Origin of the sequence: uncultured Arthrobacter sp. (assembly GCF_964021775.1) — a bacterium.
Taxonomy (GTDB): domain Bacteria; phylum Actinomycetota; class Actinomycetes; order Actinomycetales; family Micrococcaceae; genus Arthrobacter.
The window spans coordinates 18,448-29,265 of the sequence record NZ_CAXHZI010000031.1 but is presented as its reverse complement, the minus strand read 5'-3'; the positions used below and the strand labels follow the sequence as shown (position 1 = coordinate 29,265).

Below are 10,818 nucleotides of genomic sequence, written 5' to 3'. Positions count from 1 at the left end.
GCCGCCGGGGTGGTCCTTGCCGCGGAAGAAGTGGTTGAAGCCGACCTCGTAGAGGGTCGCCGCGCCGGCGTAGGTGGAGATGTGTCCGCCGACGCCGATTTCGGGCCGCTGGGAGCGGTGCACCATTACGGCGGCGTTCCAGCGCAGCCATGCGCGGTACTTGCGTTCGATCTCCTCATCGCCGGGGAACGGCGCTTCCTGGTCCACCGGGATGGTGTTGACGTAGTCCGTGGTGGTCACCATCGGTACGCCCACGCTCTGTGCACCGGCCCGCTGGAGCAGGCTGCGCATGATGTACTGGGCACGCTCGGTGCCCTGTTCCTGAATCAGTGTGTCCAGGGACTCCAGCCATTCGGCGGTCTCTTCCGGATCACGATCAGGCAGCTGGTTAGTCAACCCGCTGAGGATATGGGAGGTATCTTCTCCTGCAGCCACGTCCAACCTCTCTTTGAGCGCATTCATCGGCACCCTCAGCTCCGGCAGGGTAACTGCCTGGCGTGAACGCGACGTGTGCGACATATCGGTAACAGCAGCCCGGTCCTGTACGCCGGGCTAGGTCCAATCACAACCATGCCCGCCTGTATCAGCGGGCGGATGTCCGCGCAGGCATAGTCGTCATCAGCCACTCTAGCCGTGTGAGTCCGCGGATGCGTAGCCGCCGCATGGGGCCGCCGCCGTATTTCACGGGCATACTGGTTCTGTGACGTGGAGCCCCTCCGGGGTCCCCGGAACGGCCGGTGTGACGCAGAATATGGCGGATCGCGGGGTCAGCAGCTTGAAGCAGAGGCTCAAAGGGTGTTGGCTTGTAGTAATGGAAATCACTAGCACCACCAGGCAGTACACCGGCGGTTGCAAACAGCAGACGCATGAACAGCATAGGAGTAACACGTGAGCGAGGCCGACGCCGCCACTTCGGTAAATGTGGCGGAAAAATTGGGTTTCAAAAATGGAGATCTGATTCAGGAATTCGGTTACGACGACGACGTCGACTTCGACTTGCGTGACGACATCGAGGACCTCACCGGCTCGGAACTCTTCGATGAGGACGACCACGAGGTTGTAGACGCCGCCATTCTCTGGTGGCGCGACGGCGACGGCGATCTCGTGGACACCCTCGTCGATTCGCTCACCTCCCTGACTGAGGGCGGGGTGGTCTGGGTGCTGACCCCGAAGAACGGCCGGGACGGCTACGTGTCTCCGTCGGATATCCAGGACGCCGCCCCCACCGCAGGGCTGCACTGCACGACGTCCGCGGGTGTGTCCCGCGACTGGAGCGCCACCCGGCTGGTCACGCGGAAGAACAAGTGACCCAAGCGGGCGTGGAAACGCTGTCGTTGCCGGCCGCCGTGCCCGCCGTCGGCCAGGCCGCCCCCGACTTTGAGCTCGCCAACCAGTTTGGCGAGCCGGTCCGGTTTTCTGAACTGCGCGGACGCAATGTGGTGCTCGTGTTCTTCCCGTTTGCGTTCTCCGGTATTTGCACCGGTGAGCTCTGCGAAATCCGCGACAACCTTGCGCTCTTCGAGGACGCCGACGCCGCCGTGCTGGGCATCTCGGTGGACAGCAAGTTCGCGCAGCGCGCCTACGCGGAGAAGGAAGGCTACTCCTTCGACCTCCTGGCGGACTTTTGGCCGCACGGCGCGGTGGCCCAGCGGTACGGCGTTTTCGATCCGGACAGCGGCATGGCCAAACGCGGCACCTTTATCATCGATGCGCACGGAACGGTCCGCTACGTCGTGGTGAACCCCCGCGGCCAGGCCCGGGATTTCACCGAGTACCGCGCCGCGCTGGCGGGTCTCGCAGGGAACTGACGGGGGAGACGGCGTGAGGCAGCGGCGGCCCGGGGTAGGCATGACTGGTTTTGCCAGCCTGCCGCCGGTCCCTGCCGCCGAACCGGCGCGCAGCGAACTCGAGGTCCTGCGGGAAATCCACGGCGTCCTCGCGGGGGAGCCGTTTGCGCTGCTGACCGGCGCGGGGCTCAGCACGGACTCGGGCATCCCGGACTACCGCGGCCCCGGGGCGGCCCCGAGGGCGCCGATGACCTACCAGGAATTCATCGGCGAACCCGAAAACCGCCGGCGCTACTGGGCCCGGAACCACATCGGCTGGTCGCATCTGCGCCGGGCCGACCCCAATGACGGCCACGCGGCAGCCGCCCGGCTGGAGCACCGCGGGCTCCTCACCGGCCTGATCACGCAGAACGTCGACCGCCTGCACGAGGACGCCGGAAGCGTGAACGTGGTGGACCTGCACGGCCGGTTCGACCAGGTGGTCTGCCTGGCCTGCCAGCGCCGCTACAGCCGTTCGCTGCTGGCCGGTGTGCTGGAGGAGCTCAACCCCGGCTTCCTGGCCGAAGCACTCGCGGCCGGCGTGGTGGAAATGGCGCCCGACGCCGACGCGACCGTGGAGGACTCGGACCTGATCGCAGGCTTCGTCGTCGCGAACTGTCCGGCCTGCGGCGGCACCCTGAAACCGGACTTCGTCTATTTCGGCGAAAACGTCCCCAAAGACCGGGTGGAGCGCTCCTACGCCATGGTGGACGCCGCGGCGGCCCTGCTGGTGGCGGGGTCCTCCCTGACCGTGATGAGCGGACTGCGCTTTGTCCGGCACGCGGCCAAGCAGGGCAAGCCCGTGGTCATCATCAACCGGGGACAGACCCGCGGCGACGACCTGGCCACGATCAAGCTGGAGGCCGGCGTCAGTGAATCGCTGACCTGGCTCGCCGCGGAACTCCCGGGCCTCTGACGCCCGCAGGCGGGGCTGCCGCCGATTGGCGTTTCCGCCGCCGTTTCCGGTAGAGTCATTGTTCGTTGGTTGACGCACTGAGGTGCGGAAACAACACCTTGGGTCTTTAGCTCAGCTGGTAGAGCGCCACGTTTACACCGTGGATGTCATCGGTTCGATCCCGGTAGGACCCACCCATCAGAACCCCGTCGCGGCAGGCCTAGCGCCAGCCACGGCGGGGTTTTTGCTGCGCCTTTTCTGCGGCCCTCACGGCCGCCCAGGATGTCGGTGCCCGCCCGTACTGTCGCTGGCATGGAACATGTGATGGTGAAGACCGGCCCGGACGGGTACCCGCTGGCGGTGGTCCGCGGCGGCCGCGAATGGGTGGTCGGCGCGGAGCCGGTGCGCTGGTTTGAGCGGGTGAGCTGGTGGGAGGCCGAACGCCGGATGCCCAGGGGCCTGAGCCGGGTCGACGTCGAGGTGTGGCAGGTCCAGGTCCGGCTGGGCAAAAACCCCGGATCGGCCCTGACCACGATGGAAATCATCCGGGACGGCCTGGGCGGGGGCTGGCGGCTCCGGGAAGCCGTGGCGGACGCCGCGTGAAGACCACATGGAAAAGCCTGCTGGCAATGGAAAAGCCTTCCACCGCGACTATTGGGGGATGCCGCGGTGGAAGGCTTGTAAGAAATATACCGTGAATGCGTCCAAATGTGAAACGCCTAGCGGTTGAATTTGGCCATCGTCGGGACTAATCCGGGGGTCCGCCGGCGCGGCAGCCCTAGCGGCGCTGGACCGGGACGAAGACGCGGGGCTGGTCTTTCCAGCTGGGTTCCATGTCGGCGATCGTCTCGCGCATGATCTTGCTGGAGGCCTCGCGGGCGGCCGCGCCGTTGCCGGCCGCAATCGCCTCCGCCACGTCCACGTGCCACTGCAGCGCGGAGGCGCGCGGATGGTCCGGCATCAGGCCGTGCACCGTGCGGCCGGTCAGGGTCTCGGCCACTTGGCCGACCATGTTGGCGAACATCTCGTTGCCCGAGCCGGCCAGCAGCAGGGAATGGAAGCGGATGTCCAGGTCCAGGAACCGCGGCACGTCGCCGGCCACGCCGGCCTCCCGCATGGCGTGCGAGATTTCCACGAGTTCGCCGCGGAGGTCTTCCGGGGCGTTGCCGGCGGCCAGTTCGGCCGCCACCGGTTCCACCGCGGTGCGCAGCTCGGCCAGGGAGCGCAGCTGGGCGCCGCGGCCTTCGCCGGCCAGGCGCCAGCGGATCACGAGCGGGTCGAAGGGGTTCCACCGGCTGGCGGGCAGCACCCGGATGCCGACGCGTTTGATGGTCTCCACCAGCCCCAGGGACTGCAGGACGCGGACCGCCTCGCGGACCACTGAGCGGGAGACTTTCAGCTCGTCCTCGAGGTGCTCGGCCAGCATGACGTGGCCGGCGGGGAGGTCGCCGGCGACGATGCGGGCTCCCAGATGCTCGATGGCGCGGTGATGGAGGCTGGTCGACATAGTCGTAAGCATAGTGGCGCCAACCGGGATCCCCGCGGCTGGGGGCACAGTGGCCGCCGAAAATCATAGACTGTTTGTGACGCGCCGTTTTCCGCCACGTGGTCGCTGCTTTCCGGCACGCCGCGGAAATACATATGGTTTATTGACAGCCACTGAGCCCAAGAAGCGTGTACCGCAGCAAGTGCGGGACGAATTGCACTCGATGCACAGAATGAATTGGAGTTTTGATGTCAGCACACATCGGTGTCACCGGCCTTGCGGTGATGGGGGCCAACCTGGCCCGGAACCTGGCCCGTAACGGCTTCACCGTTGCCCTGCACAACCGGTCCGTGGAGAAAACCGACGCGCTCCTCGAAAAGCACGGCCAGGACGGCGACTTCGTCCGCACCGAGACGCTGCAGGAACTCGTTGACTCGCTGGAGAAGCCGCGCCGCGTGCTGATCATGGTCAAGGCCGGTAAGCCGGTGGACTCCGTGATTGAGCAGCTCGAACCGCTGCTGGAGCCCGGCGACATCATCATCGACGCCGGCAACTCGCACTATGAGGACACCCGCCGCCGCGAAGCCGCCCTCGCCAAAAAGGACCTGCACTTCGTCGGCATCGGCGTCTCCGGCGGCGAGGAAGGGGCCCTCAACGGCCCCTCGATCATGCCCGGCGGTTCCAAGGAGTCCTACAAGGCACTCGGCCCGCTGCTGGAAAAGATCGCGGCGCACGTCGACGGCCAGCCCTGCTGCGCCTGGATCGGCACCGACGGCGCCGGCCACTTCGTCAAGATGGTGCACAACGGCATCGAATACGCCGACATGCAGGTCATCGGCGAGGCCTTCGACCTGCTGCGCTCCGGCGCCGGCATCGAGCCGGCCGAGCAGTCCAAGATCTTCGCCGAATGGAACAAGGGCGAGCTGGCCTCCTTCCTGATCGAGATCTCCGCCGAGGTCCTCGGCCACGTTGACGCTAAAACCGGCAAGCCGTTTGTCGACGTCGTCGTGGATGCCGCCGGCCAGAAGGGCACCGGCCGCTGGACGGTCATCTCCGCCCTGGAACTGGGTTCCCCGACCTCGGGCATCGCCGAATCCGTGTTCGCGCGTGCGCTGTCCTCCCAGGCGGAGCAGCGCAAGCTGGCCCAGGAGCTGCTCGCCGGCGGCGAGGGCGCCGTCGAGGTCCCCGAAACCTTCGTCGAGGACGTCCGGCAGGCGCTGTACGCGTCCAAGCTGGTCTCCTACGCGCAGGGCCTGGACATGCTCACCTCCGCCGCCAAGGAATACGGCTGGGACCTCAAGCTGGACGAGATCGCTTCACTGTGGCGTGGCGGCTGCATCATCCGCGCCGAACTGCTCAAGGAAATCACCAAGGCCTACGCCGCGGAGGAGAAGCCGGCCAACCTGCTGTTCGCCCCGGCCTTCACCAAGGCGATCGCCGAAGTCCTGCCGGCCTGGCGCCGCGTGGTGGCCACCGCCGTGCAGCTCGGCATCCCGGTGCCCGTGTTCTCCTCCTCGCTGGCCTACTACGACGGACTGCGCCGCAAGCGCCTGCCGGCCGCCGTGATTCAGGGCCAGCGTGACCTCTTCGGTGCGCACACGTACGGCCGCATCGACACCGAGGGCACCTTCCACACCCTCTGGGGCGAGGACAAGTCCGAAATCGCCGCGGTGGACACGCACTAGTCCGGCCCGGTTAAGCGACAGCGGCCGGCGCTCCCGCTTTGGGGGGGCCGGCCGCTGTCTTATAACTGCGTGCCTTAGATCCGGTATTCGATCAGGTACTCGGCCGGGTCGACGGCGGGCTTGGTCTCACGCTGGGCGTCGCGGTGCCGCCAGGTGGCCGGCACGCCGGTCAGGATCGACTCGGCCGGGGCGTCCTTGACCACGACGGCGTTGGCGCCGATGGCGCTGTCCCGGCCGATCGTGATGGGGCCCAGGACCTTGGCGCCGGCGCCGATGACCACACGGTCCTCGATGGTGGGGTGCCGCTTGATCTTGGCGAGCGAACGGCCGCCCAGCGTGACGCCGTGGTAGATCATGACGTCCTCGCCGATCTCGGCGGTCTCGCCGATGACCACGCCCATGCCGTGGTCAATGAAGAAGCGGCGGCCGATTGTAGCGCCGGGGTGGATCTCGATGCCGGTCAGGAAACGGGCCAGCTGGGAGATCAGCCGCGCCGGAAAGCGCAGCGAGGGGTTCTGCCACAGCCGGTGCGTCAGGCGGTGCGCCCAGATCGCGTGCAGGCCGGAGTAGGCAAAGAAGTTTTCGAAAGAACCCCGCGCCGCCGGGTCGTGGGACCGGGCGGCGTCGAGGTCTTCCTTCAGCCTTGCGAAGAAGCTCACAAAGACCTTTCTACGAAATTGTGGCGGGCTGGAATCAGCCGCGGATGTCGTCGTACAGCACGGTGGAGATGTAGCGCTCCCCGAAGTCGCAGACGATGGCAACAATCAGCTTACCGGCGTTCTCCGGCCGCTTGGCGAGCTCCAGGGCAGCCCAGACGATCGCGCCGGAGGAGATGCCGCCGAGGATGCCTTCCTTCACGCCGAGATCGCGTGCCACGCGGACCGAGTCCTCCAGGGTGGCGTCGAGGACCTCGTCGTAGATGTTGGTGTCCAGGATTTCCGGCACGAAGTTGGCGCCGAGGCCCTGGATCTTGTGCGGGCCGGCGTTGCCGCCGTTGAGGATGGGGGAGTCCTTGGGCTCGACGGCGACGATCTGCACGTCGGGCTTGCGCTCCTTAAGTACCTGGCCGACGCCGGTGACGGTTCCGCCGGTGCCGACGCCGGCGACGAAGATGTCCACCTTCCCGTCGGTGTCGGTCCAGATTTCCTCGGCCGTGGTCCGGCGGTGCACCTCGGGGTTGGCCTCGTTGGCGAACTGCTGGGCCCAGATGGAGTTCTCCGTGTTGGCGACGATCTCCTGGGCCTTCTCCACGGCGCCGCGCATGCCTTCGGAGCCGGGGGTCAGCACAATTTCGGCACCGTAGGCGCGGAGCATCACGCGGCGCTCCGTGGACATGGTCTCCGGCATGGTGAGGATGACCTTGTAACCGCGGGCGGCGCCGACCATGGCCAGGGCGATGCCGGTGTTGCCCGAGGTTCCCTCGACGATGGTGCCGCCGGGCTTGAGGGCACCGGACTTCTCCGCGGCATCGATGATGGCCACGCCGATCCGGTCCTTGACGCTGTTGGCCGGGTTGTAGAACTCCAGCTTGACCGCCACCGTGGCGTCCAGGCCTTCGCTCAGCCGGTTGAGGCGGACCAGCGGCGTGCCGCCGACCAGCTGGGTAACATCGTCATAGATCCGTGCCATGGGTATATGTGCCTATCTGTGAAGAGGGAATTCTAAGGTCAGCCTAACGATGGCGCTCAGGGCCTAGCTAAGCATTAAGCCATGCAGAGTAATATTTCCTGGCCTTCGCCAGCTTCGGGTTGATGATCACCTGGCAGTAGCCCTGCTCGGGGTATTTTGCGTAGTAGTCCTGGTGGAAATCCTCGGCCACGTGGAAGACCGGCAGCCGGCTCACCTCGGTGACGATCGGCTGCGCCCACAATTCCTGGTTCCGGTCGATCGCTTCCTCGAAGAGGATCTTTTCTTCGGTGGTCTCGTAGAACATCGAGGAGCGGTACTGGGTGCCGACGTCGTAGCCCTGGCGGTTCAGCGTGGTGGGATCGTGCAGGGCGAAGAACATGTCCAGGATGACTTCGGCCGGGATTACCTCCTCGTCGAACGTCACCGCCACCACCTCGGCGTGCCCGGTGGTCCCGGAGCACACGGAGTAGTAGTCGGGGGTGCGGTCATGGCCGCCGGTGTAGCCCGAAACGACCGAGCTGACACCTTTGGTCTTCTGGTAGACGGCGTCGAGGCACCAAAAGCAGCCCCCGCCGAGGACGAAAGTTCTCATGTCCTGTTCAATGGACGAACGCCCCGGATCATTCCCGAACCCGGGATTCAAGGCGCATCCGGGACTCCCGGCACGGTGGCCGGGCCCGCGGATAGGGTAAAAATAAGGGTATGGAAGCTGAGAACACCGACGTTTCAGAACAGCCCGCCGAAGCCGCAGGCCCCGGCAAGGCTGCCACGCTGGGCATGATCCTGCTGGCCGTCGAGGAACTCTGGCCCGAATCGCTGGCGGAGGGGTGGGACGAGGTGGGCCTCGTGGCGGGGCACCCGTCCGCCGAGGTGAACAGGATCCTCTTCGCCGTCGACCCCACCCTTGAAGTCATCGAGGAGGCTGTCGCCTGGGGCGCCGAACTGCTCATCACGCACCACCCCCTGCTGCTGAAGGGCGTCACCTCCGTCGCGGCCAACACCCCCAAGGGCAAGGCCGTGCACCGGCTGATCGAGTCCGGGACCGCCCTGCTGACGGTCCACACCAACGGTGATTCCGCCGTCGGCGGCGTCTCAGATGTGCTGGCCGACGCGCTGGGCCTGCAGGATGTGGTGCCGCTGACGCCGGCCGCGAACGGCCTTCCGGAGGAGGGCATCGGCCGGGTCGGCGACCTCGCCGACGTCCAGACGCTGGGTGACTTCGCCGCGCGCGTGTTCGGCATCCTGCCCTCCGTCGCCGGCGGTGTCCGGGTCTCCGGCGACCGGGACGGCCTGGTGCGCCGGGTGGCGCTGTGCGGCGGCGCCGGCGATTCACTCTTCAACGAGGTCCGCGCGAGCAACGCCGATGTCTACCTCACCGCGGACCTGCGCCACCATCCGGCGTCGGAGGCGCGCGAGGCCGCCGTCAATGACCGGCCCTACCTGATCGACGTCTCGCACTTCGCCAGCGAGTGGTTGTGGCTGCCGGCGGCCGCCGAGGCCCTGGGGAATGTGCTGACGGACCAGGGGCACGACATCGAGATCCGGGTCAGCAGCACCAACAGCGACCCCTGGGACTTCATTCTGACTCCGGGCTAAGCCTCGCGTGCGAGGGGCCCCGGGTGAGCGTAGCGAGGCCGGGGAGCACGCTAGGCGCTAGAGTCTAGGGAGCGCCGGTAGGGCGCCCGGCCTAGGCCGGTAAGTGAACAAGCGGAGGAAATAGTGGCCAAGGCAGCACCGGCGGAACAGTTGAAGTTGCTCGAATTGCAGGGACTCGATGCCAGGCTCAAGTCCCTGTCCAACCGCCGCCGCGGCCTTGAAAGCGATTCCCGGATCACCGACCTGGAGGCTGCCCTCAGCGTCGCCAACGGCGAACTCGGTGGCGCGAAGGTGGCGGTGCACGACGCCGAGCTCGAACTCAAACGCGCCGAGGCCGACGTCGAGCAGGTCGCCTCCCGGATCGAACGCGACGAGGCCAAGCTCAACAGCGGCACCGGTCTGTCCAAGGACCTCGTGGCCCTGCAGCGTGACATCGCGTCCCTGAACAAGCGCCGCTCGGACCTGGAGGACGTGGAGCTTGAGGTCCTGGAACGGCTGGACTCGCTGCGCCTGCGCCAGGCCACGCAGCAGCAGATCGTTGACGACATCCAGGGCTCCTTCGGCACCATCCGCGCCGAACTGGACGAGCAGCTGGCCGAAGTGGCCGCGGAGATGACCGTGGTGCGCGGCCAGCGTGCCGAGTTCGCCGAGGGACTGGACGCGGGCATGCTCGCCGTTTACGAGAAGACGCTTGCCAAGCGCGGCGTCGGCGCGGCCCGGCTCTTCCACGGCACCTCCGAGGGTTCCGGCATGCAGCTGAGCCCCGGCGACCTCGCCGAGATCAAGGCCGCCGCCGAGGACGACATCGTCTTTTGCCCCGACTCCGGCTGCATCCTGGTCCGCTCCGCCGAGTGGGCCTAGCCAGCCGGACTGCCAGCTAGCTGGGCAGGAGGAGGTTGAGGGTGTGCGGCTTCCGCGCCGTGCCCTCGACCAGCTCCGCGGCCCACTTTTCGGCGGCGGCCTGCCGTAGTTGCGCCGGGGTCTGCGGGGCCTTGCCGCGCCGGGTCAGCAGGTGCCGGGCCAGCTCGCCGCGGGTGTGCTTGGCGAAGTGGCTCACCACCTTGCGGACCCCGTTGACCTCGGTGAAGACGTTCACGGCCACGGTCTGTTCCGGCGGGGGAGCCCACGCCGCGGCGTAGGTGCTGGAGCGGCAATCAACCCGCAGCTCCCCGGCCGTCGCGTCAGCGAGTGCCTCGGTCAGCTGCGGTTTCCAGAAGGAAGCCAGCCGTCCGACGTCGGGCAGGGCCGTACCCATCGACAACCGGTACGCCGGCACCCGGTCCGCGAACCGGATTGCACCCCAGAGCGCGGAGATCACCAGCACGGACGCGTCGGCTTTCTTCCGCTGCGCCGGAGTCAGTGAACGGTAGTCCAGGGCGTCGTACAGCACGCCGGAATACACCTGATGGGCGGGCGCGGCGGGCTCGGCGTGCAGGCGCGTGTTGCGCTCGACGTCGGCCTTCAGTGAGGCTCCGACGCCGAGCAGCGCCAGGGCATCCTCGTGGGCGCTGACGGTGCCGAGCGCCTCGAGGACCTTCGCGCGGTAGGCGTTGAGGCCGGGAAAGCTCAGCGACGCCGGGTCGACGGCGTCGCCGCGGGTCGCGGGGGTTTTGCCTTCGGAGGGCGGCAGCAGAATCAGCACCGTACGATCCTACCGGCGGGCCGCGGGCGTTCCGGCTGGCCGGAGAGCCGTGGTGCCGG

At 67.2% G+C, this 10,818-nt stretch carries 12 protein-coding genes, 1 tRNA gene and 1 pseudogene; 8 read left to right on the top strand and 6 right to left on the bottom strand.

Going from position 1 to position 10,818, the window contains the following annotated elements:
* Positions 1-462 (bottom strand): annotated as a pseudogene (locus ABIN76_RS16930) (pyruvate dehydrogenase (acetyl-transferring), homodimeric type); the annotation flags it as partial.
* 426 nt (positions 463-888) lie between these two features.
* On the opposite strand from ABIN76_RS16930, the gene ABIN76_RS16925 reads away from it, so the two are divergent.
* The 5 genes from ABIN76_RS16925 to ABIN76_RS16905 all read left to right on the top strand — a co-directional run bounded on the left by ABIN76_RS16925 (position 889) and on the right by ABIN76_RS16905 (position 3,324).
* Positions 889-1,308 carry a DUF3052 domain-containing protein gene (locus tag ABIN76_RS16925; RefSeq protein WP_346960829.1) on the top strand — a complete coding sequence of 140 codons (420 nt, stop codon included), beginning with the start codon at positions 889-891 and terminating at the stop codon, positions 1,306-1,308.
* Positions 1,305-1,808: a peroxiredoxin gene (locus ABIN76_RS16920; protein ID WP_346960828.1), complete on the top strand. Its 504-nt coding sequence runs from the start codon at positions 1,305-1,307 to the stop codon at positions 1,806-1,808. Before ABIN76_RS16925 ends, ABIN76_RS16920 begins: the two co-directional genes overlap by 4 nt.
* Positions 1,809-1,821: 13 nt before the next feature.
* Entirely contained in the window at positions 1,822-2,742 is a 921-nt protein-coding gene (locus ABIN76_RS16915) for an NAD-dependent protein deacetylase (RefSeq protein WP_346960827.1), read from the top strand.
* Positions 2,743-2,842: 100 nt separating this feature from the next.
* Positions 2,843-2,915: transfer RNA gene (locus tag ABIN76_RS16910), tRNA-Val, on the top strand.
* Between the two features lie 118 nt (positions 2,916-3,033).
* The gene (locus ABIN76_RS16905; RefSeq protein ID WP_346960826.1) at positions 3,034-3,324 is read left to right on the top strand and encodes a hypothetical protein; all 291 of its coding nucleotides are present in this window, start codon (positions 3,034-3,036) and stop codon (positions 3,322-3,324) included.
* 175 nt (positions 3,325-3,499) lie between these two features.
* On the opposite strand, the gene ABIN76_RS16900 is transcribed toward ABIN76_RS16905, so the two are convergent.
* Positions 3,500-4,228 carry an FCD domain-containing protein gene (locus ABIN76_RS16900; RefSeq protein ID WP_346960825.1) on the bottom strand — a complete coding sequence of 243 codons (729 nt, stop codon included), beginning with the start codon at positions 4,226-4,228 and terminating at the stop codon, positions 3,500-3,502.
* Between the two features lie 227 nt (positions 4,229-4,455).
* On the opposite strand from ABIN76_RS16900, the gene gndA reads away from it, so the two are divergent.
* The gene (gene gndA, locus ABIN76_RS16895; protein WP_346960824.1) at positions 4,456-5,892 is read left to right on the top strand and encodes an NADP-dependent phosphogluconate dehydrogenase; all 1,437 of its coding nucleotides are present in this window, start codon (positions 4,456-4,458) and stop codon (positions 5,890-5,892) included.
* 74 nt (positions 5,893-5,966) lie between these two features.
* On the opposite strand, the gene epsC is transcribed toward gndA, so the two are convergent.
* The 3 genes from epsC to msrA form a co-directional block, all read right to left on the bottom strand.
* Positions 5,967-6,551: a serine O-acetyltransferase EpsC gene (gene epsC / locus ABIN76_RS16890; protein ID WP_138769044.1), complete on the bottom strand. Its 585-nt coding sequence runs from the start codon at positions 6,549-6,551 to the stop codon at positions 5,967-5,969.
* Between the two features lie 34 nt (positions 6,552-6,585).
* Positions 6,586-7,521: a cysteine synthase A gene (gene cysK, locus ABIN76_RS16885; protein WP_346960823.1), complete on the bottom strand. Its 936-nt coding sequence runs from the start codon at positions 7,519-7,521 to the stop codon at positions 6,586-6,588.
* A 67-nt stretch (positions 7,522-7,588) separates the two neighbouring features.
* A complete protein-coding gene (gene msrA, locus ABIN76_RS16880; protein ID WP_346960822.1) occupies positions 7,589-8,113 on the bottom strand; it encodes a peptide-methionine (S)-S-oxide reductase MsrA in 525 nt (174 codons plus the stop codon).
* Positions 8,114-8,223: 110 nt separating this feature from the next.
* Between msrA and ABIN76_RS16875 the strand changes: the two genes are divergently transcribed.
* Positions 8,224-9,117, top strand: coding sequence for a Nif3-like dinuclear metal center hexameric protein (locus ABIN76_RS16875; protein WP_346960821.1), 894 nt, complete (start codon positions 8,224-8,226; stop codon positions 9,115-9,117).
* A 123-nt stretch (positions 9,118-9,240) separates the two neighbouring features.
* Positions 9,241-9,978, top strand: a complete 738-nt coding sequence (locus ABIN76_RS16870) for a C4-type zinc ribbon domain-containing protein (protein WP_346960820.1) — start codon at positions 9,241-9,243, stop codon at positions 9,976-9,978.
* A 16-nt stretch (positions 9,979-9,994) separates the two neighbouring features.
* Here ABIN76_RS16870 and ABIN76_RS16865 read toward each other — a convergent pair whose 3' ends face one another.
* Positions 9,995-10,759 (bottom strand): peroxide stress protein YaaA, encoded by a 765-nt coding sequence (locus ABIN76_RS16865; RefSeq protein ID WP_346960819.1) that lies wholly within the window; start codon positions 10,757-10,759, stop codon positions 9,995-9,997.
* Between the last annotated feature and the right edge of the window lie 59 nt (positions 10,760-10,818).

Excerpts from the sequence above, each read along its gene's own strand:
- ABIN76_RS16905 (WP_346960826.1), top strand. The coding sequence starts at position 3,034 with ATGGAACATGTGATGGTGAAGACCGGCCCGGACGGGTACCCGCTGGCG.
- ABIN76_RS16900 (WP_346960825.1), bottom strand. The coding sequence starts at position 4,228 with ATGTCGACCAGCCTCCATCACCGCGCCATCGAGCATCTGGGAGCCCGC.
- gndA (WP_346960824.1), top strand. The coding sequence starts at position 4,456 with ATGTCAGCACACATCGGTGTCACCGGCCTTGCGGTGATGGGGGCCAAC.
- cysK (WP_346960823.1), bottom strand. The coding sequence starts at position 7,521 with ATGGCACGGATCTATGACGATGTTACCCAGCTGGTCGGCGGCACGCCG.
- msrA (WP_346960822.1), bottom strand. The coding sequence starts at position 8,113 with ATGAGAACTTTCGTCCTCGGCGGGGGCTGCTTTTGGTGCCTCGACGCC.
- ABIN76_RS16875 (WP_346960821.1), top strand. The coding sequence starts at position 8,224 with ATGGAAGCTGAGAACACCGACGTTTCAGAACAGCCCGCCGAAGCCGCA.